The sequence below is a fragment of the Streptomyces malaysiensis subsp. samsunensis genome, assembly GCF_024519315.1.
Classification (GTDB): Bacteria; Actinomycetota; Actinomycetes; order Streptomycetales; family Streptomycetaceae; genus Streptomyces; species Streptomyces malaysiensis.
Map to the genome: position 1 here is coordinate 206,149 of NZ_JANIIC010000004.1, position 23,197 is coordinate 229,345.

Sequence of the window (23,197 nt, forward strand, 5' to 3'; positions counted from 1 at the left end):
GCCGATGGCCACCGCCCAACCGGTCATCGAACTGGCCGGCATCACCAAGCGATTCGGCGGAACGGCGGCCCTGGACGGAGTCGACCTGGCCGTGCACCCCGGCAGCGTGCACGCCCTGGTCGGGGAGAACGGGGCCGGAAAGTCCACCCTCGGCAAGATCGCGGCAGGAGTCTACGAGCCCGACGTCGGTCGCATCGTCGTCGAGGGCCGGCCGGTCGGACGCTGGGACACGGTACGCGCACAGCGCCGCGGCATCGTGATGATGGCGCAGGAGCTGTCGCTCGTACGGGATCTGACGGTGGCGCAGAACGTGTTCCTCGGCATCGAGCGGAGCAGCTTCGGCCTCCTGCGCCGCGACCACGGCCGCCGGTTCGCCGAACTCGACGAGATCGCGCGGTTCGGCCTCGATCCGGACACCCGGGTGGGGGACCTGCGCATCGCCGACCAGCAGAAGGTCGAGATCCTGCGCGCCCTGGCCCGGGACGCCAAGGTGATCGTGATGGACGAGCCGACCTCGTCGCTCACCGCACACGAGACCCGGCGGCTGCACGAGATGATCCGCCTGCTCACCGCGCAGGGACGGGCGGTCGTCTATGTGTCGCACTTTCTCGACGCCGTGCTGGAGGTCAGCGACACCGTCACGGTGATGCGCGACGGCCGCAGGATTCGCACCGCGCCCGCGGCGGACCAGACCAAGGCGTCCCTGGTGGAGGCGATGCTCGGCCGGGAGCTTGCCGTCTCCTTCCCGCCGCTGCCGCCCGCGCCCCACCCGGACACCCCACCGCTGCTCGAGGTGGAGGCGCTGGCCGGCGACAACGGGGTGAAACGGGCCTCGTTCACGGTACGGCCGGGCGAGATCGTCGGGCTGCTGGGACTGGTCGGCTCCGGGCGCACGGAATCGCCCGCGCCCTGATCGGCGCGGACCGGGTCAGCGCCGGAACCGTCACGCTGGCCGGCCGCACGCTCGGCCGGACAACCCCGCGGCGCAGCCGTGACCTCGGCCTGGTGCTGGTCCCCGAAGACCGCCACGGACAGGGCCTGGTGCTCCAGCGCAGCGTCACCGAGAACATCACGCTCGCCTCCCTGAGCCGCTTCTCCCGGCTCGGGCTGATCGACCGGCGGGCGGTCGGCAAACAGGTGGACGAGCTCGTCCGCCGCCTGGAGCTGCGCCCGGCCAGGCCCGAACTGCCGGTGCGGAGCTTCTCCGGCGGCAACCAGCAGAAGGCACTGATCGCCAAGTGGCTGGTCGGCGACCCGAAGCTGGTGATTCTCGACGAGCCGACGCGCGGTGTCGACGTCGGCGCCAAGTTCGCCATCTACGAGCTCATCGCCGACCTGGCGGCCCGCGGCGTCGGGGTGCTGCTGATCTCCTCGGAGCACGAGGAGGTGCTCGGCCTCGCCCACCGCGCCCACCTGATCAGCCGTGGCGAGGTGCTCGACGAGGTGGATCCGCGCAGTCTGGCCGTTGAAGACGTCCTTCGGCGGCTCTTCGATGTCGCGGACCGGACCGGAACAGGCGAAGCGGAAAGGACAAAGGAATCCCTCATATGACCGCCACCGAAACCGCACCCGAGGCCGGCGCGGGCGCCGACGTCCGCGGCGGCGTCCCGATCGGCCCGCGCGTCATCGCCTTCGCCCGGGACTACGCCGCACTGATCCTGCTGGTCGCGATCTTCGTGACACTGTCGATCATCTCCTCGTCGTTCCTGTCGTTCACCAACGTCATGAACATCCTCAACCAGAACACCCCGCTCGCGATCATCGCCGTGGCCGGCACCTTCGTCATCGTCTCGGGGGCGTTCGACCTCTCCACGGCGGCGATGTACGCGGTGGTCAGTGTGGTCGCGGCGTCGGTCGCCACATCCACCGGCAGCACCTGGACGGCCCTGCTCGCCGCGCCGGTGCTGGGCCTTGTGATGGGTGTGCTCAACGGGCTCGCCGTGACCCGTCTGAACGTCCACTCCTTCCTCGCCACACTCGCCTCCAGCCTGGTCTACAAGGCGGTCGCGGTACTGATCACCGGCGGCTCGCTGATCACCGTGACCACGAGCGGCTTCTCCGATCTCGGGCGCGGCCAGGTCGCGGGGGTCTTCTACTCGGTCCTCATCCTGCTGGCCGTCTTCGCGCTGGCGTCGCTGCTGCTCAACGGCACGGTCTTCGGCCGCCATGTGTTCGCCGTCGGTGGCAACTCCGACGCGGCCCATCTCTCCGGTGTGCGCGTGGACCGGGTCAAGGTCACCGTGTTCGCGCTCAGCGGCCTGGCCGTCGGCATCGCCGGCGCGATCGGAGTCTCCCGCCTCGCATCCGGCCAGCCACAGGCCGGCAGCGGCCTTGAACTCCAGGCCATCGCGGCGATCATCCTCGGCGGCAGCAGCATCTACGGAGGCATCGGCGCGGTCTGGCGCTCCCTGGTCGGTGTCTACCTGATCGCCCTGATCGGCAACGGCTTCGACATCCTCAATGTCAATCCGCAGATGAAGGACCTGGTCACGGGTGTCATCATCCTGGCCGCGGTGGCACTCGCGGCCGCCGACCGGCGTCGGCGCTGACCCCTCTCCCGAGCGCAGAAAGGTTCGACATGGCTGAAGTACGCGTCGCCATCGACGTCGGCGGCACCTTCACCGATGTGGTGAAACTCGACCCGCACAGCGGGGAGCTGCGGTTCGAGAAGGTGGCCACCACCCCCGCCGAGCCCACCAAGGGGGTGCTCGCGGCCTTCACCGCCGCACAGGCTCCGCTGGGCGAGGTGACCACCTTCAACCACGGCTCCACACTCGGCCTCAACTCCCTGCTGACACGCACCGGAGCCAAGGTGGCGGTGGTGGCCACCGCCGGTTTCCGTGACGTCTACCTGCTGGGGCGCACCGACCGGCGGCCCATGTACGCGCTCACGTACCACAAGCCGGAAGCCCTGCTGAAGCGACGGGACACCTTCGAAGTGGTCGAGCGTTCGCTGTTCGACGGCAGCGTCGTGACCCCGTTCGACGAGTCCGGTGCGCGCTCGGTCGCCGCCGAGATCGCCGCCGGGGGCTATCAGGCGGTCGCGGTCGCCTTCCTGCACTCCTACGCGAACCCGGCGCACGAACGCGCGATGCGGGAGGTGCTCCACGAGGTCGCCCCGGGTGTCGAGGTGACCCTGTCGCACGAGCTGTCCGGTGAGTACCGCGAGTACGAGCGCACCTCCACGGCCGTACTCGACGCGTACATCAAACCCATCATGCGGACGTATCTCGACGCCCTGACGAAGCGGCTGGACGAGGGCGGTTTCACCGGCCGGTTCCTGATGTCGCGCTCCGGCGGCGGCGCGATGACCGCCCGAGCGGCCACCCGCCAGCCGGTCAACCTGATCCTGTCCGGTCCGGCCGGTGGTGTCGTCGGCGCCGCCTCACTGGCCAAGGTGATCGGCACCCCCAACCTGATCACCATCGACATGGGCGGCACCAGTCTGGACGCCTCGCTGGTGGTCGACGGTGAACCGGTGTCGCACCAGAGCGCCGAGTTCGAGGGCCTGCCCATCAACACCACATCGCTCAACATCCACACCATCGGCGCGGGCGGCGGCTCGATCGCCTGGCTGGACGCGGCCGGCGCGCTCCAGGTCGGCCCGCAGAGCGCCGGAGCCACCCCGGGCCCGGCCGCGTACGGGCGGGGCGGCACCCAACCCACCTTCACCGACGCCGCCCTGATGCTCGGCTACATGGGCAGCGACGTACCGCTCGGCGGCTCGCTCGTGCTCGACGACGACCTCGCCGCCAAGGCCCTCCAACACACCGCCGACCAGCTCGGCATGAGCCTGCGCACGCTGGCCCGCGGCATCCTCCGCATCTCCACCACCAAGATCGTCGGCGCGGTCCGGGCGATCACCGTCGAACTCGGCCGCGACCCGAAGGACTTCGCGCTGCTCGCCTTCGGCGGTGGCGGTGGCCTGGTCGCCGTGGACGTGGCCCGCGAACTCGGCATCCCGACCGTCGTCGTGCCGCCGGGGCAGGGCGCGTTCTCGGCGCTGGGCATGCTGATGGCCGACGTGCAGCACGACCACGCCCGCACCGATGTGCTGCCCCTGGCCTCGGCGCCGGAGTCCTCCTTCGAAGAGGCGTTCGCCGCGATGGAGGCCGAGGCGAACGCGGCCCTGGCGGAGGAGGGCTTCGGCCCCGACCACCGCGGTCTGCACCGCTCGGTCGATCTGCGCTACGCCGGCCAGGAACACGCGGCGACCGTCCCCTACCCGGACGGTGACGTCACCGACAGCCTCGCGAAGAGCTTCCGCGCGCTCCACGAACGCCTCTACGGCCACGTCATGGACGACCCGGTCGAGATCGTCACGCTGCGGCTGCGGGCGGTCGGCATCGTCGACAAGCCCGCATGGCCCCGGCACGCCGAGCGCACCGAGGGGGAGCCGTCGGTGCTGGGCGAACGCCAGGTCTTCGCCCGGTCCGACACCGGTGTGCCCTATCAACTCGTCACCCGGGAATCACTCCTGGTCGGCGATGTGATCGAGGGCCCCGCCGTGGTCGCCGAGCACACCGCCACCACCGTGTTGCACGCCGGTGACCGGCTGCGCGTCGCCGAACACGGCGAACTCGTCATCAGTGTCAAGGCCGAGAAATCCGAGAAATCCGAGAAAGCCGAGGAATCCGAGAAAGCCGAGGGAAACGACCGATGACCGACGCGATCACCCTTGAGGTCATTCGACACGCTCTGCTCGCCGCCGCCGAGGAGATGGCCCGCAACCTGTGCCGGACGGCGTACAACACCGTGGTCTACGAGATCCACGACTACGGCATCGGCCTGCACGACGCCAACGGCGACGTGGTCGCCGACGCGCCCGGCATCGCCATCTTCACCCGCGGCAACGACCACGGCATCCACCGGGCGATCGAGCACATCGGCGCCGGGAACATGGCGCCCGGCGACGTGTTCCTGCTGAACTACCCGTACTGGTCATCGGCGCACACCCTGGACACCCTCGTCTTCGCGCCGATCCACGCCGACGAGCGGCTCATCGGCTTCGCCTCGTGCCGCATCCATGTGCTCGACCTGAAGCAGAAGAACCCCGGCTACGTGCTGGACTCCACCGACATGTACCAGGAAGGCATGTTCTTCCCCGGCTCGCGCCTCTACCGTGCCGGCGTGCCCAACCAGGAGATCTTCGACATCATCCGCTTCAACTCGCGGATGCCCGAGCGGACCATCGGCGACCTCCAGGCCCAGGTCTCCGCGTGTGTGACGGGGGTGCGGCGCACCAGGGAACTGGCCGCCAAGCACGGCACCGACACACTGGTCGCCGCGATGCGGTCGATCAACGACCACGGGGAGCGGCTGGCCCGGCTGGCCCTGGCGGACCTGGAGCGCGGCACCTGGAGCGCCACCGACATCGTCGACTCCGACGGCGTCGACATCGATCGCGAGATCCTGCTCAAGGCCACGGTCACGATCACCGAGGACGAATTCGTCGTCGACTGGACCGGAAGCGAACGCGACGTACGCGGCCCCATCAACCTGCCGGTGGGCCAGACGATCGCGCTCTCCAGCCTCGTGTTCAAGGCACTGACCACTCCGGACACCCCGGTGGTGGCCGGCAACTTCGCCCCGCTCAGAGTGATCACCGACCCCGGCAGCGTGATGCACGCCGTGCCGCCGATGCCCACATTCACCCTGTGGACCGGACTGCTCGCAGGCGAAGTGATCCTGAAGGCACTGGCCCAGGGCATGCCGGAGCGCATTCCGGCCTGCTCCGGCGGCGATGTCTCGTCGATGATGGGACTCGGAACGAACCCACGCACCGGCCAGCCCTGGCTGGAGGCGACCAACGAGGCCGTCGGGTTCGGCGGACACGCCGACGGCGACGGGGAGGATGGCATCATGCACATGTCCGAACCGGGCTGCCGCAACAACCCGGTCGAGGTGCTGGAACAGAAGTCGCCCATGTTCATCGAGCACTACGGCTACGTACCGGACACGGCGGGACCGGGCCGCCACCGTGGCGGCGTCGGCGTCCGGCGCGTCTACCGGTTCACCGCCCCGTCCACCGGCATCGCGCTGGTCTACCGCACCAAGTCGGCGCCCTGGCCGATCGGCGGCGGCCGGCCCGCGGCCCCCGCCCGGATCGTGCTCAACCCGGGCACCGAGCGCGAGGTGGTCACCCGGGGCAGCTACAACTCGCTCGCGGCGGGCGATGTGCTCGCCAACATCACCGGCGGCGGGGGCGGCTACGGGTTCGCGTTCGAACGCGAACCGGCGAAGGTGCTGGAGGACGTCATCGACGGCTTCGTATCGGTCGAGGCGGCCCGCTCCGCCTACGGTGTCGTGATCACCGAACAGCCGTGGGCCGTCGACGAGGCCGCCACCGCCCGGTTGCGGGCCGCCTCATGACCACGGCCGACCTCGTCATCACCGACGCTCTGCTGCACGAGGGCGATCCCGTCGAAGCAGACGTGGTCGTGCACGACGGGCGGATCGTGGCAATCGGCCCCGGCGCGCGCCGCGACCACACCGCGTCGCGGACGCTCGCCGCCGCGGGAGCGTCGCTCCTGCCGGGTCTGATCGACGCCCACTTCCACGCCTACGCGACCAGCCTCGACGCCTGGCAGCTGGAGAACACACCGCTCAGCTTCGTGGCGCTGGCCGGTGCCCGCAGGCTGAACCGGGCGCTGCGCCGCGGGTTCACCACGGTCCGCGACGTGGCGGGCGGCGACGCGGGCATGGACCGGGCGATCGCCGCCGGGCTGATCGAGTCCCCGCGCTATCTGTGGACCGGTCCCGCGATGAGCCAGACCGGCGGCCACGGCGATCCGCGCGCCGCCGACACCGACGTCTGCTTCCACTCCGGGCCCATGAACCAGGTGGTCGACGGGGTGGACAACCTGCGGATCGCCGCGCGCGACCGGTTCCGCCGCGGCGCACACGCCCTCAAGATCATGACCTCCGGCGGCGTGGTGTCGCCCACCGATCCGATCCGGGTGCCGCAGTACTCCGCCGAGGAGATCCGGGCGGTCGCCGAGGAGGCCCGGCGCCGTGGCAGCTACGTCGCCGCCCACGCCTACTCGCCCGAGGCGATTCGGCACTCGGTCGCGGGCGGGGTGCGCTCCATCGAGCACGGCAACCTGCTCGACGCGGAGACGGCCACCGCGATGGCCACGGCAGGGGCCTTCCTCGTGCCGACCCTCGCGGCGTACGACGCCATGGCCCGGCGGTGGCAGGAGGTGGCCCTGAACCCGGTGCAGCGCGCCAAGAACGCCGAAGTGCTGGACTCCGGCATGAGGGCGGTGCAACGCGCCCTGGAGGCCGGGGTGCGCGTCGGATTCGGGAGCGACCTGATGGCCGACCTGGAGGACGACCAGCTGCACGGACTGCGGCTCCAGGCCGAGGCGATCGGCTGGCAGGCCACCCTGCGCTCGGCCACCCGGGTGAACGCGGAGCTGATCAACCGGCCCGACCTGGGCCGTGTCGAGGTGGGCGCGACCGCCGACCTGCTGTTGCTGGACGGCCCGCTCACCGAGGACGGGACGCTGCTCTGGGATGAGCGACGGAGCCGCACCGTGGTGCAGGGAGGCGTTCTGAAATGACCGTTCCCGTTCTGTCCTGCCTGATCCTGCCCGACCAGGCGCCGACAGAGTTCCTGGCCCGGGTCCGTGACGCGGAAGCAGCCGGTGTACGGACGGTCTGGACCTACGATCACCTGTCCTGGCGGGACCTGGCCGATGGCCCCTGGTTCGGCACCGTGCCGATGCTGGCGGCGGCGGCCGGGGCGACCTCCACCGTGCGCCTGGGCACGCAGGTGGCGACGCCCAACTTCCGGCATCCGGTGCCGTTCGCGAAAGAGGCCATGACCCTCGACCATGTGACCGCGGGCCGGCTGGAGGTGGGGGTCGGAGCGGGCGCCGAGGACGCGGACGCTCGTGTGCTCGGCCAGGTCGCGATGTCCCGCGGCGAGCGCGCGAGCCGCTTCGAGGAGTGGGTGACGCTGCTCGCCACCCTGTTGGAACAGGACCGCACGGATTTCCACGGGTCCTTCTACCGGGCCGAAGACGCACGCATGATCCCGGGGTGCGTACAGCGGCCCCGGGTGCCGCTGACCGTCGCCGCGGCGGGCCCGCGGAGCATGCGGCTGGCGGCGCTCCTGGGCTCGGCCTGGGTGACCTACGGCCCGTACCGCCGGTCACTGGCGCCGCGGGAGTGGCTGGCGGCGATCGCCGAACAGAACGTGGCCCTGGACAAGGCGATCGCCGAGGTGGCGCCGGGCAAGCGGATCCGCCGCATCGCCCAGGTGGCGCTCGACGAAGCCCGTCCGTTCCAGGACGTGGACACCTATCGGCAGTTCGCCCGCGACGTGGCGGCGGCGGGGTTCGACGAACTCACCGTGCACTGGCCGCGCCCGGACGGCCGGGGTGTGCCGGCCGCCGCCCTCGACATGGTCGTCGCCACACACCGCGGATCATGAGCGGATTCGCCCGATCGACAGCGGGCAGTCCCGTCACCTGCATCTGGGTGCGGCCCGGCTGGAGGAAATGACTGATCGGTAAGATGTGCCATTGTACTGAACGGGACCGGAATTGGCTGTTGATTGGTGATGGGGATACTCATGACGACCGCGGACAACGCTCCTCTGGCTCCCCTCGCGCCCGCGAGCAGTCTGCGTGACCGGGTCGAGGAGGCGATCGCCGCGGCCATCGTCTCGGGTCAGATGCCCGCCGGCGAGGTGTTTTCGGCCCCGACCCTGGCCGCCCGCTTCGGCGTCTCGGCGACGCCGGTCCGCGAGGCGATGCTCAACCTCGCCAAGCGCGGCATGGTGGACATCGTGCGCAACAAGGGCTTCCGCGTCACGGCGGTGAGCGAGGATGAACTGCGCGCGATCGTCGACGTACGCCAGCTACTGGAAGGCCCGGCGGTCAGGCGGCTCGCGGGGACGCTCTCCGGGGCCGACCTGACCCGCCTGCGCGGCCTGGCCGAGGAGATCGTGCGCGGCGCCCGGGACGGCGACCTGGCCCGCTACCTCCAGGCCGACACGACCTTCCACCTCACGCTGTTGAAGCTGGTCGGCAATATGCGGCTGCACAACATCGTGGCCGACCTGCGTGCGCAGACCCGCCTGACGGGGCTGGCGGATCTGGTGGCGACGGAGGAACTCGAGGCGTCCGCCCATGAACACCTGGATCTCCTCGATCTGTTGGAGGCAGGAGCGGCCGATGAGTGCGAGCGGCTGATGAGCAGGCACATCGGGCATGTGCTCGGCTGGTGGGCCGGTCAGGCCGAGACATGACGCCCCGCCGGGCGCTGCCCTCCCGCGCTTGCGGCAAGCTGCCGACGTCCAGCCGGACTCGCTTCACGTGGCCGGGCCGGTGACGGTGATGCCCTCATTGCAGCGAGAGGTCCAAAGGGTCCTCGACGAACTGGTTGATTCCGGAGCCGAAACCGGCTTGCAGGTTGCCGTCTTCCACCAGGGTGCTCTTGTCGTCGACGCGGTCGCCGGCGTCGCGGACAGCCGGACCGGGCGCAGGGCGAATCCGGAGACCCCGTTCTTCAGCTTCTCCGCCGGCAAGGTCATGACGTCGTTGATCGCTCACCTGCTCGTCAGGACCGGTGCTGTCGGATACGACACACCCGTGGTCGACCTGTGGCCGGAGTTCGGGGCCCACGGCAAGGCGACCGCGACTCTCCGGCACGTGCTCACACACTCGGTCGGCGTGCCGGCGATACCGCGTGGCATCGGCCCCGCCGATCTGCCCGACTGGTCACGGGTCTGCACCGCGATCGCGGACGCCGAACCGCGGTGGCGACCTGGGACCGAGACGGGGTACCACTCGTTCACCTTCGGCTTCCTCGTCGGCGAGGTCGCACGCCGGGCCACGGGCAAACCGATGCGGCAACTCCTGCACGAGTGGGTCGCCGTGCCCCTGGGCATCGAGGGTGACGTGTACTTCGGTGTGCCCCGAACCGACCTGGCCCGGCTGGCACGGCTCGAAGACGCCGCACCGCGCCCGGTCGCCCCGCCTGACGGCGATGCCATTCTCGCGCCCTGGGAACTGCTACCGACCGCGGCGATGGGCAACAGCCACGAGATCCTGCAAGCGGACATCCCCTCGGTCGGCACCTTCACCGCGCGGGGCATCGCTGCCGTGAATGCCGCGGTCCTCGACGGTCGGCTCATCGATCCACACCAGCTCAAGGAGTTGACGGCGGTGGCCTTCGAGGGCACCGACCAGGTCTTCGGCAACCATGCGCGGCTGGCCCTGGGCTATCCGCTCGGCCGTATCGGTGCTCGGCCGGACGAAGCACCCACCACCTTCGGCTGGGTCGGTGGCGGCGGCAGCTACGTCTATGCCGACACCGCCACCGGCACCTCCTTCGCCCTGACCAAGAACCGTCTCACCCCCCACTTCGACACCGCGCAACGCATCGCGGACCTGACCGCAGCCGGGATCGACCCACCCGCTTGAGCATCGGCACCGACCCGCCGCCACGGCCAGGCGAGTCCCGCGCGAGGGTGAGCTCGCACCACTTCGCGGCCTGCTCCAGGCGGTCCGCGTAGACCGGCGCGAAGAGCGCGGACGGCAGGGGCTCCACGGGCTCCCGCCCGCTTCGCTCATCCCTCACGATGGCTGGAACCACATGGCTTCGGCAGCCGTGCCCGCTTCGTCACCCCTCGACGTGCTCGTGCTGCGCCGGTGTCCGGTCGGCGGCCGGTTCCAGACGGACGATCACGCTCTTGGACGTGGGGGTGTTGCTGATGTCCGCGACGCTGTCGAGCGGCACAAGGACGTTGGTCTCCGGGTAGTAGGCGGCCGCCGAACCCCGGGGCGTCGGATAGGCGACGACGCGGAAGCCCTCGGCACGGCGTTCCGAGCCATCGGTCCAGATGCTGACGAGATCGACGAGGCCGCCGTCGTCGAGGCCGAGGTCCGCGAGGTCGCCGCGGTTCACCAGGACGACGCGCCGACTGCCCTTGATGCCCCGGTAGCGGTCGTCCATCGCGTACGGAATCGTGTTCCACTGGTCGTGCGAGCGCAGCGTTTGCAGGACCAGGTGCCCCTCGGGCGCCCGGAGCATCGTGAAGTCGTTGACGGTGAGGACGGCCTTCCCGGCAGGTGTGCGGAACACCCTCTCGTTGACCGGGTTGGGCAGGCGGATACCGCCGGGGCGCCGCACCCGCTCGTTGAAGTCCTCGAAGCCGTCGACGACCCGGGCGATACGGTCGCGGACGAGGTCGTAATCGGCCTCGAACTCCGCCCAGGGGATGTCCGGTCCGGGCCCCAGGACCTTGCGGGCGAGGCGGCTGATGATGGACACCTCGCTGAGCAGGTGTGCGGACGCGGGGGCGAGGCGGCCGCGCGTCGCGTGGACCTCGCTCATCGAGTCCTCGACCGTCATGAACTGCTCGCCGCCCGCCTGGATGTCGCGATCGCTGCGCCCGAGCGTGGGCAGGATCAGGGCGGTACGTCCGCACACCGCGTGGGAGCGGTTGAGTTTCGTCGAGATATGCGCGGTCAGACGGCAGTTCCGCAGGGCGCGCTCGGTGGCGTCGCTGTCGGGCGTCGCCCGCACGAAGTTGCCCGCGACACCGACGAAGAGCTTGGCCCGTCCGTCGAGCATGGCACGGATGGAGTCGACGGAGTCCAGACCGTGCTTGGTCGGCGCGGTGAAACGGAACTCCCGTCCCAGCCGGTCGAGGAACGGCTGGGGCATGCGCTCCCAGATGCCCATGGTGCGGTCGCCCTGCACATTGCTGTGACCCCGGACCGGGCACACGCCCGCCCCCGGACGGCCGATGTTTCCGCGCAGCAGGAGGAAGTTGACGATCTCGCGGATGGTGGGCACGCCGTGCTTGTGCTGGGTCAGACCCATCGCCCAGCAGACGATGACACTGCGGCTGGCCAGCACCCGCTCGTGCACCTGCTCGATCTCATCCCTGCTCAGGCCGGTGGCCTCCAGGACGGCGTCCCAGGACGTCTCGCGGATGTGCTCGGCGAAGGCGTCGTAGCCCGTGGTGTGCGACTCGATGAAATCGCGGTCCAGGACGGTGCCCGGCTCCTTGTCCTCGGCCTCGAGCAACAGCAGGTTCAGCGCCTGGAACAGGGCCAGGTCGCCCCCGAGCCGTATCTGGAGGAACTGGTCGGCGATGTCCGTGCCGCGGCCGACGATCCCGCGTGCCTTCTGCGGGTGCTTGAAGCGGAGCAGCCCGGCCTCGGGCAGCGGATTGACGGCGACGATGTGGCCGCCGCGGCGCTTGGTCTCCTCCAGCGCGGACAGCATGCGCGGGTGGTTGGTGCCCGGGTTCTGCCCCACGACGAAGATCAGGTCCGCGTTGTAGAGGTCGTCGAGGCTGACGTTGCCCTTGCCGATGCCCAAGGTCTCGTTCAGCGCCGAGCCGCTGGACTCATGGCACATGTTGGAGCAGTCCGGCAGGTTGTTGGTGCCGAAGGCCCGCACGAACAGTTGCAGCAGGAAGGCCGGTTCGTTCGCCAGCCGCCCGGAGGTGTAGAACAGTGCCTCGTCCGGGTGGTCCAGGGCGCGCAGCTCACCGGCGAGCACGTCCAGCGCCTCGTCCCAGCCGATCGGCTCGTAGTGGGTCGCGCCCTCGCGCAGCACCATCGGTTCGGTCAGTCGGCCCTGCTGATTGAGCCAGTAGTCCGACTTCCGGCTCAGCTCGTCCACCGAGTACCGCCGGAAGAACTCGGCGGTCACCCGACGGGAGGTGGCCTCGTCACTGATGTGCTTGGCGCCGTTCTCGCAGTACTCGTTGCGGTGCCGCTTGCCCGGCGCGGGCTCCGGCCAGGCGCAGCCCGGGCAGTCGAAACCCTTCGCCTGGTTGATGTTGAGCAGGGTCAGCGCGGTGCGCTTCGGCGACGTCTGTCCGAGTGCGTACTGAAGCGCGTGCACGACCGCGGGAGCACCGGTCGCCCATGTCTTGGGGGCCGTCACCGACAGCTCGTTCTCGTCCTCGTCCGGTCCGTCGAAATCCCGCATCTCACACCACGCCCTCTCGTTCTGGACGGCAAGCACGCTCGGCGCCATCCGGCACGTCCAGGAGGGGGCCGCCCGCGCGCCTCGGACGCGCGCGGGCGCCGCATACCCCGCCCATCCTTCGCACCACACTGTTCGTCAGCGCCGTGGGGCAGGTCAAAGCGGCAGTTTCTATCGGCTGACAGGCAGCGCCGATCACTGCCGGGTGGACCGGCACCGAGCGGCCGGGGACGGGGGATCATTGAGGCGTGCTGCTGCGCCAACTCGAATACCTCGTCGCCCTCGCCCGCGCCCGCCACTTCGCGAAGGCGGCCCGGGCCTGCTACGTCTCCCAGCCGGCCCTGTCCGAGGGCATCCGGAAACTGGAGGAGGAGCTCGGCGTCCCACTGGTCCAGCGCGGGCGCCGATTCGACGGCTTCACACCGGAGGGCGAGCGGGTCGTCCTGCGGGCACAGCGCATCCTCGCCGACCGCGACGCGATGCGGGGCGAGATACAGGCACTGCGAGCGGGGCTGAGCGGCCGACTGCGCATCGGCACCGTCCCGACCGCCTCCACCGCGGTCGCGCTGCTGACCCAGCCGTTCTGCGCAGCCAATCCGCTGGCGACCGTCCAGGTCTTCGCCGACCTCCAGGCCGAAGAGATCGTGAACCGGCTGCGGACGTACGAACTCGACGCCGCCGTGACCTACCACAGCTCCATCGCGGCGCACGACTTCAAGTTCGTACCGCTGTACCGGGAGCGCTACGTGCTGCTGACCCAGCGGTCCGCGCCCGACTCCGGGCCCGCCGAGATCTCCTGGGAGGAGGCGGCTCAGTACCCGCTGTGCCTGCTGCACCCCATGATGCAGGGCCGTCAGGTGCTCGACGCGGTGTTCGAGGCCGTGGGCGTATCCGTGACACCGCGGGTCGAGACCGACTCGATCGCCTCCCTGTTCGCACAGGTCAGGGCCGGTCAATGGGCGAGCATCGTGCCGCACGCCTGGCTGCACGTCTTCGGCGTGCCCACCGGCATGCGCGCCGTTCCGCTGGTCCGCCCGGTCCGCACGGAGCACATCGGTCTGGTGCTCCCGGCCCGTGAGCCGGTCTCCGTGATCGGTCAGGCGCTGATCGACGTCGTGGAGCGGGCCGGGATCGTCGACACCCTGGAGCGGCTGCCCCACCAGCCGCCGCACGGCGACACCTCGTTCGGCGCGCAGCCTTAGCTCTCGTCCGCCGGCCGTGCTCGGCCCGCGCCGTCGGCGCGGTCGGGCGTGCCCGATTCCCGGGGCGAGGGGCACCGGCCGCCTGTGCGGGTGGAACGCGAGCGGGACCGCGCCGCGGCGGCCAACCGCACGGTCTCATCACCCGTCGTCGCCGGAGCCGGGCGTGTCGGACCGCGTGGCGGGCAGGATCTCGTCGACGGGCCCGTGCCGTACGCAGCGGCCGCCGTCGAACAGCGTGGCCTCTTCGGTGAGGGCACGGACCGCGGGCAGGTCGTCGCTGATGAGCAGCAGGGCGGTCCCGGCCGGGGCGAGGAGGCCGGGCAGCGCGTCGAGGACCCGCTGTCGGGAGACGGTGTCCAGCGCCGACGTCACTTCGTCGCATACGAGCAGGGACGGCCGTGCCGTCAGCGCCCGTACCAGCGCGCAGCGCTGGAGCTGACCGCCGGAGAGCCGGTCCGGGGTTCGGCGCAACAGCGCCTGGTCCAGCCCCAGGGCGCGGGCGGCCTCTATCGCCTCCGCCGTCGCGTCGTCGTTGCGCAGGCCGCGTGGGCCGTTTTACTCCGGCACGGGAAGCGAACGGCCGCACGGAGAGCGGGGAAACGGGCTCAGCCGGGGCGCGCCGAGTCCACGACCAGAGCGGGTATGGAGGCGAGTGTCTGCGGCAGCTGTCCGGCGGGCAGTCCGCCGCCCTGGGCCAGGTCCGGTGAGCCGCCGCCACGGCCGTGCAGCAGCAGTTCGACCAGGGCGGCGGCGTCCTGACCGGCCGTGCGGGCGGCCGCGTTGACCGCCATGACGACCACGGCCCCGCCGCTGCCCCCGGCCTCCGCTCCGACCGCGACCACACCGGGCCGCCGGGCCGGCAGGAGGTCCCGTACGGCGAGGGCCAGCGCTCGGTGCGCAAGGCGTGCTCCGGGCGGTCGGAGGGGAAGCGGGGCGAACGTGCGGGTGGGGTCGGGGCCGGGGCCGCGGGCCGTCACACAGCACCGGCAGGGCCGCCACCGGGTGCAGCGCCGCGTACTCCAAGGGTGCCGACGGGTCGATCGACACGTCCAGCGGAGCGGGCGCGGCACCGGCTCGTACGAGGAGGTCGCCGATGGCCGCGATCATCGGGCCGTTGTCCGTACACAGGGGCAGCGGCGGGACACACAGAGTGACACCCGCGGCCGGACGCCTCTCCTCGGCGAGTGAACGCACCCGGGAATCGGCGGCCATCCCGCCGACGACCACCAGGGTGCCGACACCGTGTGCACGGCAGGCCGCGACTCCTCCATGCTCGACGCCACCCCCTGGCCCAGCGGACGCCCGTCCCGGGCCAGACCCGTCAGCGGCCCGGCGGGGGGGGGCGGAAGGGGTGGCGGTCTGTGTGCGGGGCGTGGTCGTGGTCGCAGGTTTCGTCGAGGCCGTAGGTGTCCCAGGTGGGGAAGGGGCCGTCCTGGGCCGGTCGGCCCTGGGGTTCCGCGCCTGCTCGGTCCATGAGGAGATCGCTCACCGTGCGCTCGTCGTCCTCGTACTGGTCGAGGCCCCGCTCGACCAGCTCGTCGCCGCCGGTCAGTCCTCGGGGCGCAGCAGCCCGCGCCGGTAAGCGGGGACGAGCCGTCGTGGCACCCGGTGTTCGCGGCCGTCGATGGTGATCGTCACCAGCTCCGGCGCACTGGCCTTCCACTGGGCGCGGCGGTGGCGGGTGTTGCTCCGGGACATCTTCCGCTTGGGCACGGCCATTGATGAACGGGTCCTTTCCGGTCGGGGGTGTCTCGCACACCGTATATGAAAATGGGTACCGTTTCCATGTAGTGTGCGGGGGCCACTGTGAGGTCGTCACTCAGGAGGACACGTGCCGTTGGTGATGGTGCGGGTACGCAGGACCGCCTATGCGCTCGTCACCGCCGTGGGAGGGGTGGTGAAGTGAGAGCCGGGGGAGCGGGCCGGGGGTTGGTGGGCATGGTGTCCGGCAACACCCCGGAAGCCCGTGGCCGCGTCCTGGACCTGCTGCTGCGCGCTTCGCCCGAGGCGCTGGTGCTCTCGGTCTCGGTCCTCGGCGACGCGTCGGAACGGTACCCCTCCGTACAGCGCCTCGCCTCGGGCGGTGACGAAGGACAGCGAGCCTCGCTGACCTCGCTGTCCCAAGCGGCCACCGGCGACCCGGCGGTGATCGTGCGTCAGGACCTTCGGGCCATCGCACGGGCGGCCGCAGGTGCGCATGTCGTGCTCGCGCTGCCCGGCAACGTCGACGCCGTGGCGTTTCTGGCCGAGCTGTGGCGGGCCCGGCCGGGCACGTCCGCGCTGCGGGACTACTACGACCTGGCACCGATCGCGGTCGGCCTCGATCCCGGCCGGCTGTTGAGGGACCTGGGTTGTGTGCACCGTGCCGTCCAGGTCTTCGGCGACCGCCCGCGTGCGGTGCCCCTCACGGTCGCCGAGGCCGCCGCCCGGCAATCGGAGGCCGCCCAGGTGATGGTCCTGGGGAAGGGGCTGGAGGAGGACCGCGGCCGCCGGGAAGGCTCCCGTGCCCTGCTCGCCCATCTCAACCCGTCCGCGATGGTCCTTCTCGACGACGCGGAAGCCGACGACGGCATCTCGCTGATGACCCTGACGCGACCCGATCCTCGATGGGCCGTGGCCGGGCCGGAGGACCGGCTCGACGTCGTCGCTCCGGTCGTGCGCCGCTGCGGCGTCGACCACGGCGTGGCCTCGGTGCTGTGGCGGTCGCGGCGCCCGCTGCATCCCGAGCGGCTGGCGGAGAGCCTGCCCCGGATCATGCCCTCGGTCGTACGAGGCCGAGGGCACCTGTGGGTGGCGACCCGCCCGGACACGGTCATCTCGTGGCGCTCGGCCGGTCGCCATCTGGAACTCCGGGAGGCCGGGCGCTGGCTGGAGGACGGCGATACGGAAGGCTGGCGGGCTGCCTCGGCCCAGCGCCGCACGCTCGCCTCGTGGCACTGGGACGACCGCTACGGCGAGCGGCGCAACGAGATCGTGTTCACCGGCGCCGAGTTGGACCAGGACAGGCTGCGCACGGTGCTGGACGCCGCCGTGCTCGACGACCGCGAACTGGCCCTCGGCGCGGACCACTGGGCACGCCTGCCCGATCCGCTCCTCGGCACCGTGGCGCGGGACCCGGATCGCTGAGCCGTGCGACAGCCGACGGCGTCCGGACGACGCCGAAAGCCACCCGGCCGCGTTGCCTCCACCGAGGTCCTGGGATCAACGAAAGGCACTTGTCGGGCAATTCAACGAGCCCGGCAGACGGGTCGAGGTGCGGTGCCCCGGATCGGTTCGGTGCCGTGTGCGCGGGTCGCACGGAGTCGCTGTCGATGTCGCGTGGGGCATGGTCGAACCGGGCGAGGCCATCCGGTGGCCGGGATTCCCCGAGAAGCGAGGCCGTGGCTGGGCGCGTTGTGCGAATGCGAGTTGGCACGACCGGTCCGGGCGCGTCGTCAGGTACATCCGGCGTCGTCAGGCGCGTCCGGCGTCGTCAGGCGTTGTCAGGCGAGTCCGGCGCGGCTGGGGCGAGTGCCTTGGCCGCTGGCGGTGAAACGGGACGGCGGCAGGCCGAAGGCGCGGGTGAAGGCGGTGGTGAAGGCCGCGGGGGAGGCGTAGCCGAGACGGCCGGCGGCCTCGGTGACGGTAGCGGTGCGCAGCAGGGGGACGGCCGCGAGCAGGCGGGCGCGGGCCCGCCATACGGCGGGGCTGTCTCCGGTCTCCGCGCGGAAGCGCCGGGTGAAGGCCCGTTCACTCTGGGCCGTCCGGCCGGCCCAGACCGCGTTGGTGATGCCGAGGTCCGGTGCGGCCAGATACTCCCGGCACAGTTCCGCCAGGTCGCTGGAGGGCGGAATCGCGACGTGGAAGGGGAGCGGGGTGCGCTCGGCGATCTCGTGCAGCAGGAGCGCGGCGATGCACCCCTCCCGCCCCGACAGGCTGTAGTCGGCCTCGAACTCGACGGCGCTCATGAGGAGTTCGCGCAGCAGTGGTGGCACGTCCACGACCGTGCAGGTGGCGGGCCACCAGGGAACGGCGTCCGGCTCGATGTACAGGCTCCGGGTGCTCACCCCCAGCATCCGGACCCGGTGCCGGGTGGCGGCCGGGATCAGGACGGCGCGCTCGGGCGGGACGGTCCAGGTGCCGGCGCTGGTGTCGACGACCATGACCCCGGTGGCTCCGTAGAGGAACTGCGCGCGGCGATGCTCGTGCCAGTCCAGTACGTGTCCCGGCGGGTAGTCGGTGCCGATCGGCAGGACGACCCGTTCGACGTGGTCGATGGCGTCCAGGGGGACGTTTCTCACCCCACCACCGTACTGGCCGGGACGCGAAGGAATCGTGCCGGTCTTCGCATGCGGGAAGCGTGGCGGCCCTGGTGGGGTGGTCCCGTGGACGTTGCGATGTTGATCGGGATCGGGCTCCTCACCGGAGTGACGACGGTGTTGTTCGGGTTCGGCGGCGGGTTCGCCGCGGTCCCCGTGGTGGTGTGGGCGGACGCCGCGCTCGGCGCGGACGCGATGCGGGTGGCGACGGCCACCTCGGCACTGGTGATGGTGGTGAACGCGGCGTTCGCGACGGCCGTCACACCCCGGCGTGTGCTCGGCGCCCTCCGCGGCAGCACGGGGCTGGTCCTCCTGCTGGCGGCCGGTGCCACGGCCGGTGCGCTCGCCACCCGCCTCGCCCCACCGGCGCTGGTGCTCTGGCTGTTCGTCGGGTATGTGGCGATCACCATCGTCGACCTGCTGCTGCGCCCCGGCTTCCTACGCCCCCGTACACACATCGGGGAGCCGGTGGACGGACCGCGGCCGCTGCCGGCCGTCCTCGGCGCCCCCATCGGCGCGGTCGCGGCCTTCCTCGGTGTCGGGGGCAGCGTCATGACCGTCCCCGCGATGAGGCGCGCCGGGCACACGATGCACGTGGCGAGCGCGCTGGCCAACCCCCTCACCTTGGCCATCGCGCTCCCGGCCACCGCGGTCTCGCTCGGCGGCGCCGCGCTTCCGGCCTCCGCCGGTGCGCATGTCCACCTGGTGGGCCTCGTCGACGCCGGTGCCGCCGCGGCCCTGCTCGCCGGTGCCCTGCCGGTCATCGGGGCGCTGCGGCGGCGCCCACCGCGCATCCCCGACCGGATCTACGCCTGGGCGTACGTGGGTCTGCTCACCGTCGTGATGGCGGCGATGTCGCTGTCGGGTGTCTCACGGTGACGGCGGTGACGGTGCGGGTCACGGGCCGGTCGCAGCCTGCGGTGGCTCCGTGACCGGCAGCAGCAGGGTGAAGGCGGTGGGCTCCGACCGGGCGAGGGTGAGCCTGCCCCCGGCCGCCTCGGCTATCTCCCGCGCCGGCGCCAGACCGATGCCACTGCCACCCCGCGAGGTGGTCGCCCCCCGCTCGAAGACGGTCCGCCGGTCGAGCGTCAGCGAGCCCTCGTCGGACACGTCCACGGCGGCCACACCCGCCCATGTCGCGCGCCGTGACCTCGACCGCGCCGTGGCCGTGGCGCAGGGCGTTGTCCAGCAAGACGTCCAGGACCTGTTCGGTGGTGCGGTCGGGGATCCACAGGCTGGCTCTCCCCGCCGGGCTCGACACCGAAGTCCAGCCGTCGGCCCTCGGCGGCGAACGTGCCGTGCCAGCGGCGCTCCACGCCCTCGACCACCTCGGCGGTGGGCCGGGTGATCGCGGGAACGCCATGCCGTGGCGTGGTTCTGGCCGGCCGGAGCACCTTGTCCACGGTCCGCTGAAGACCGACCCGGACGGAGGGCGCGAAGAAGACCGTGGCCAAGAAGACCGGGCGCCGGCGGGAAGCCGCTCGCCCCTACCGCTGAGGTGTCTCGTTCAATGCCCTGATGGCAGGGCCGGTCAGCGGTGGTCGCTGGGCCGCGAGCCGCGCACCCGTTTGAACGCCACGCTCAACGCGAACGCCCCGGAGTAGCCGACCCGCCGGGCGATGGCGTCGACGGTCAGGTCGGTGTCGCGCAGCAGGTCGGCGGCGAGGGCGATCCGCCAGCTCGTCAGGTAGGTCATCGGGGGCTCGCCGACCAGCGCCGTGAAGCGGCGGGCGAACGCTGCCCGCGACACCCCGGTCTTCGCGGCGAGCTCGGCCACCGTCCACGCGTGCGCCGGGCTGTCGTGCATCAACCGCAGGGCGGTGCCGGCCCACGGGTCGTCCAGGGCGCGGCACCAGCCCGGGGCGTCGTCGAACCACCCACGCAGTGCCGAGACCAGGATCAGGTCCAGCAACCGTTCCAGTACCAGCGTCTGCCCCGGCCGGGTGCGGGTCACTTCCTCGGTCATCGCCTCCGGTGAGGGGATCGCGCTCCCGGCGGCCAGCGTGACGAGGACGGCGGGCAGGGCGTGCAGCAGACGTTCGCTGAGACCGCCTCGGCGTTCGAACGCGCCGCTGAGCAGCACGGGACCGTCGTCGAGGTCGTCGTCCCGCCTGCCGCAGGAGCGCGTGGGCCCCGTGCCGCCGGGGCAGTAGTCGGCCGCGGTGATCGTCCATGTCGGGCCCGATGACAGAGCCGGTGACGGGGCGTCGGCCACGACGTGGGGCACGTCGCCACGCACGACGGCGATGTCGCCCTCGGCGATGCGCACCGGATCCCGCCCGTCGACCGCCACCCAGGCATGGCCGCGCAGCATCATGGCCAGCATCAGTGGGGCGTCGGTGGACATCCTCAGCGCCCAGGGCGGCCGCAGGACCGTCGGCCGGAACACCGCACCGCGGCCCCACACATCCGCCAGCAGCTCGGATACGGCATCCACCGTCCCGAGTGTAGACGTCGTGACATCGGTCGGATCGTCCAGAGCATGGATGATCGCGTCCCGTCCCGGTTGGCTCGGGGCATGAACCCACAACCGATCCTCGTCACCGGGGCCACCGGCAAGTCCGGTCGCCGCGTCGTCGCCCGTCTGCGTGCCCGCGGGATACCGGTGCGCGCGGCGTCCCGCACCGGCGAGCACCCCTTCGACTGGACCGACTCCGGCACCTGGGACGCCGCACTCGACGGCGTACGCGCGCTCTACCTCGTGCAGCTCAACGGCAGCAGGCTCGTTCGCCCGTTCCTCGACAGCGCGGTGCGCCACGGAGTGCGGCGCATCGTCCTGGCCTCGGGCCGCGGCCTCGACGATCCCGACTACATCCAAGGGAGCGGCGACATCCGGGACGCGGCGCTCGACAGCGAGGCCGCCGTACGCGACAGCGGGCTGGAGTGGACGATCAGCCGCCCCGGCTGGTTCGCGCAGACCTTCACCGAAGGCATCTACGCCGACGCCGTCCGCGCCGGTGAGCTGCGCCTGCCCGCCGGTGACGGCGCCGCCAGTTTCCTCGACGCCGACGACGTCGCCGCAGTGGTGGTCACCGCCCTCACCGAGGATGGCCACACGGGCCAGACCTACGAGCTGTCCGGCCCCAGCGCGGTGACGCTCACCGAAGCGGCCGCCATCCTCTCCGAGGCCACGGGCCGCACCATCCGCTACATGCCGCTGTCGAGGCGGGAGTACGTCGCCGAGCTCGTGAAGCAGGACGTACCGGCCACGGACGCCGAAGCGTTCGCCAACGTGGCCGAATCACTCCGTCTGGGAAAGGACGCGCACGTGTCCGACGGTGTGCAACGCGCCCTCGGCCGCCCACCACGGACCTTCGCCGAGGCGATTCAGGGAGCACAGCCCCCCCACAGCGTGACGACGGCGTTGCCTTCGACCCCGCGCGCATCCACGGCGCCGCCGGCTTGACGGACGCGGCACCATGGGCTCCAGAACCTCGCTTCAGGCAGGAAGCGGCCTAACCTCCGTGCGTGGGAGTTGCCAAGACCGCAGCGTCAGGGGCTCCTACGCGAATCGGCCTCTGGTCATCGTGGCTGCCACGCTCGTGACCGCCATCATCGTTGCGCTCAACCTTGTGTTGATCTATCTGACCGCGACCGGTGCCGTCTGACCGGATCGCCGACTGACCAGGGCCGGCCTCCGCTCGGCCTCCGCTTGGGCTCTCGTCGAGGGACGGCCTCCGGGCGTAATCGCGGTACCCGTGATGCCGTCGAACTCGGCCACGGCGGGCGGACGGGCGGCGGCCCGGTCATAGAGCAGTTCGCCCTTGGCCTCCGCCCGCCCGGACGCGGCCGTCAGGAGAAGCCTCGGCCGGCCAGGTCGATCACAAGGTCCCGGACGGCGTGCAGGGCCGGGCTGTCGTCGTTCGCCCGCCAGGCGGCGACGAGTTCGACCGGCGCGCCCTCGACGCCGACCACCGGGCGCAGCACGACGCCGTCCAGCCCGAGCTCCTCGGCTGCCCGGGGTACCAGCGCGAGCCCCAACCCGGCCCGCACCAGTGCCAGGATCGTGTGCACCTGGCTGAGGTGGTGTACGTACCAGGGCGCGATCCCGGCGCCGCGGAAGACGCCGACCAGCACCTCGTAGAAGTAGCGGGCCTCGGCCGGTGAGTACATCACGAACGGCTCGCCGTCGAGGTCGCGCACGTGCGGCACCCGGTCCGGCGCGGCCAGCGGGTGCCCGGCCGGGATCGCGGCCAGCAGGGCTTCCCGGTGCAGCGGGCGGTGCTCGAGCCCGGTGCCGGGGACCGGGGGACGGACGAGGCCCAGGTCCAGTTCCCCGGAGTGCAGCTCCTCCATCTGTCTTCCGGACACCCGTTCACGCAGCACCAGATCGACGCCCGGCAGCCGGGTGTGAATGCCGCCGACGATGTCGTCGAGCACCGAGTGCGCCGAGGACGCCGTGAAACCCAGTGCCACTGTCCCGATCTCGCCCGCGGGCACCCGGCGCACCGACAGCGCCGCCTGCTCGGACAGCCCGAGAATGCGCCGGGCGTCGCTCAGGAACGCCCGTCCGGCCGCGGTGAGCCGGACGGAGCGACCGATCCGGTCGAACAGCTCGACGTCCAGTTCGCGCTCCAGCAGTTGGATCCGCCGGGACAGCGGGGGCTGGGTCATCGACAGCCGTTCCGCCGCGCGACCGTAGTGCAGTGTCTCGGCGACGGCGACGAAGCTCTCAAGCTGGCTCAGCGTAAACATCGATCCATTATAGGTATTGGTTGATCCCAAAGAAGTGTTGGA

Annotated in this window: 22 protein-coding genes and 1 pseudogene; 13 read left to right on the forward strand and 10 right to left on the reverse strand. The window is 71.4% G+C overall.

The window, feature by feature from the left end; all coding sequences use genetic code 11:
• Window positions 1-4 precede the first annotated feature (4 nt).
• From NQU54_RS05295 to NQU54_RS05335, 9 genes are all read left to right on the forward strand, one after another.
• Window positions 5-913 carry an ATP-binding cassette domain-containing protein gene (locus tag NQU54_RS05295; protein WP_257629993.1) on the forward strand — a complete coding sequence of 303 codons (909 nt, stop codon included), beginning with the start codon at window positions 5-7 and terminating at the stop codon, window positions 911-913.
• 35 nt (window positions 914-948) lie between these two features.
• Entirely contained in the window at window positions 949-1,551 is a 603-nt protein-coding gene (locus tag NQU54_RS05300; RefSeq protein ID WP_257630088.1) for an ATP-binding cassette domain-containing protein, read from the forward strand.
• Window positions 1,548-2,549, forward strand: a complete 1,002-nt coding sequence (locus tag NQU54_RS05305; RefSeq protein ID WP_099016395.1) for an ABC transporter permease — start codon at window positions 1,548-1,550, stop codon at window positions 2,547-2,549. Before NQU54_RS05300 ends, NQU54_RS05305 begins: the two co-directional genes overlap by 4 nt.
• 29 nt (window positions 2,550-2,578) lie before the next feature.
• Window positions 2,579-4,663, forward strand: coding sequence for a hydantoinase/oxoprolinase family protein (locus NQU54_RS05310; protein ID WP_257629994.1), 2,085 nt, complete (start codon window positions 2,579-2,581; stop codon window positions 4,661-4,663).
• Window positions 4,660-6,372, forward strand: a complete 1,713-nt coding sequence (locus tag NQU54_RS05315; protein ID WP_257629995.1) for a hydantoinase B/oxoprolinase family protein — start codon at window positions 4,660-4,662, stop codon at window positions 6,370-6,372. Before NQU54_RS05310 ends, NQU54_RS05315 begins: the two co-directional genes overlap by 4 nt.
• Entirely contained in the window at window positions 6,369-7,565 is a 1,197-nt protein-coding gene (locus NQU54_RS05320) for a metal-dependent hydrolase family protein (protein ID WP_257629996.1), read from the forward strand. The genes NQU54_RS05315 and NQU54_RS05320 overlap by 4 nt, the downstream gene beginning before the upstream one ends.
• A complete protein-coding gene (locus NQU54_RS05325) occupies window positions 7,562-8,440 on the forward strand; it encodes an LLM class flavin-dependent oxidoreductase (protein ID WP_257629997.1) in 879 nt (292 codons plus the stop codon). Before NQU54_RS05320 ends, NQU54_RS05325 begins: the two co-directional genes overlap by 4 nt.
• Before the next feature lie 141 nt (window positions 8,441-8,581).
• Window positions 8,582-9,259 carry a GntR family transcriptional regulator gene (locus NQU54_RS05330; protein WP_257629998.1) on the forward strand — a complete coding sequence of 226 codons (678 nt, stop codon included), beginning with the start codon at window positions 8,582-8,584 and terminating at the stop codon, window positions 9,257-9,259.
• 79 nt (window positions 9,260-9,338) lie between these two features.
• A complete protein-coding gene (locus NQU54_RS05335; RefSeq protein ID WP_372505798.1) occupies window positions 9,339-10,436 on the forward strand; it encodes a serine hydrolase domain-containing protein in 1,098 nt (365 codons plus the stop codon).
• Window positions 10,437-10,635: 199 nt separating this feature from the next.
• On the opposite strand, the gene NQU54_RS05340 is transcribed toward NQU54_RS05335, so the two are convergent.
• Entirely contained in the window at window positions 10,636-12,963 is a 2,328-nt protein-coding gene (locus NQU54_RS05340; RefSeq protein ID WP_257629999.1) for an FdhF/YdeP family oxidoreductase, read from the reverse strand.
• A 245-nt stretch (window positions 12,964-13,208) separates the two neighbouring features.
• Here NQU54_RS05340 and NQU54_RS05345 point away from each other — a divergent pair, with 245 nt between their 5' ends.
• The gene (locus NQU54_RS05345) at window positions 13,209-14,162 is read left to right on the forward strand and encodes a LysR family transcriptional regulator (RefSeq protein ID WP_257630000.1); all 954 of its coding nucleotides are present in this window, start codon (window positions 13,209-13,211) and stop codon (window positions 14,160-14,162) included.
• Between the two features lie 138 nt (window positions 14,163-14,300).
• On the opposite strand, the gene NQU54_RS05350 is transcribed toward NQU54_RS05345, so the two are convergent.
• From NQU54_RS05350 to rpmF, 5 genes and pseudogenes are all read right to left on the reverse strand, one after another.
• Window positions 14,301-14,702 (reverse strand): ATP-binding cassette domain-containing protein, encoded by a 402-nt coding sequence (locus NQU54_RS05350; RefSeq protein ID WP_306278397.1) that lies wholly within the window; start codon window positions 14,700-14,702, stop codon window positions 14,301-14,303.
• 65 nt (window positions 14,703-14,767) lie between these two features.
• Complete coding sequence (locus NQU54_RS05355) at window positions 14,768-15,139, reverse strand: hypothetical protein (RefSeq protein WP_306278369.1); 372 nt, start codon at window positions 15,137-15,139, stop codon at window positions 14,768-14,770.
• Between the two features lie 13 nt (window positions 15,140-15,152).
• Window positions 15,153-15,428: pseudogene (locus tag NQU54_RS05360) on the reverse strand (tRNA (adenosine(37)-N6)-threonylcarbamoyltransferase complex transferase subunit TsaD); the annotation flags it as partial.
• A gap of 55 nt (window positions 15,429-15,483) precedes the next feature.
• Window positions 15,484-15,651 (reverse strand): hypothetical protein, encoded by a 168-nt coding sequence (locus tag NQU54_RS05365; protein ID WP_257630096.1) that lies wholly within the window; start codon window positions 15,649-15,651, stop codon window positions 15,484-15,486.
• A 59-nt stretch (window positions 15,652-15,710) separates the two neighbouring features.
• Window positions 15,711-15,881: a 50S ribosomal protein L32 gene (gene rpmF, locus NQU54_RS05370; protein ID WP_257630002.1), complete on the reverse strand. Its 171-nt coding sequence runs from the start codon at window positions 15,879-15,881 to the stop codon at window positions 15,711-15,713.
• Window positions 15,882-16,100: 219 nt separating this feature from the next.
• Between rpmF and NQU54_RS05375 the strand changes: the two genes are divergently transcribed.
• Window positions 16,101-17,288 (forward strand): GTP-binding protein, encoded by a 1,188-nt coding sequence (locus NQU54_RS05375; protein WP_257630003.1) that lies wholly within the window; start codon window positions 16,101-16,103, stop codon window positions 17,286-17,288.
• A gap of 356 nt (window positions 17,289-17,644) precedes the next feature.
• Here NQU54_RS05375 and NQU54_RS05380 read toward each other — a convergent pair whose 3' ends face one another.
• A complete protein-coding gene (locus NQU54_RS05380) occupies window positions 17,645-18,442 on the reverse strand; it encodes an AraC family transcriptional regulator (protein ID WP_257630004.1) in 798 nt (265 codons plus the stop codon).
• A 96-nt stretch (window positions 18,443-18,538) separates the two neighbouring features.
• Here NQU54_RS05380 and NQU54_RS05385 point away from each other — a divergent pair, with 96 nt between their 5' ends.
• A complete protein-coding gene (locus tag NQU54_RS05385; protein ID WP_372505800.1) occupies window positions 18,539-19,339 on the forward strand; it encodes a TSUP family transporter in 801 nt (266 codons plus the stop codon).
• A gap of 18 nt (window positions 19,340-19,357) precedes the next feature.
• On the opposite strand, the gene NQU54_RS05390 is transcribed toward NQU54_RS05385, so the two are convergent.
• Together NQU54_RS05390 and NQU54_RS05395 are read right to left on the reverse strand one after the other, a co-directional pair.
• Window positions 19,358-19,576, reverse strand: coding sequence for an ATP-binding protein (locus tag NQU54_RS05390; RefSeq protein WP_257630006.1), 219 nt, complete (start codon window positions 19,574-19,576; stop codon window positions 19,358-19,360).
• Window positions 19,577-19,991: 415 nt separating this feature from the next.
• Entirely contained in the window at window positions 19,992-20,897 is a 906-nt protein-coding gene (locus tag NQU54_RS05395; protein WP_257630007.1) for an AraC family transcriptional regulator, read from the reverse strand.
• Between the two features lie 81 nt (window positions 20,898-20,978).
• Here NQU54_RS05395 and NQU54_RS05400 point away from each other — a divergent pair, with 81 nt between their 5' ends.
• Entirely contained in the window at window positions 20,979-21,866 is an 888-nt protein-coding gene (locus tag NQU54_RS05400) for an NAD(P)H-binding protein (protein ID WP_257630008.1), read from the forward strand.
• Between the two features lie 386 nt (window positions 21,867-22,252).
• Here the strand turns inward: NQU54_RS05400 and NQU54_RS05405 are convergent, their stop codons facing one another.
• Window positions 22,253-23,155: a LysR family transcriptional regulator gene (locus tag NQU54_RS05405; protein WP_257630009.1), complete on the reverse strand. Its 903-nt coding sequence runs from the start codon at window positions 23,153-23,155 to the stop codon at window positions 22,253-22,255.
• Window positions 23,156-23,197: the final 42 nt, after the last annotated feature.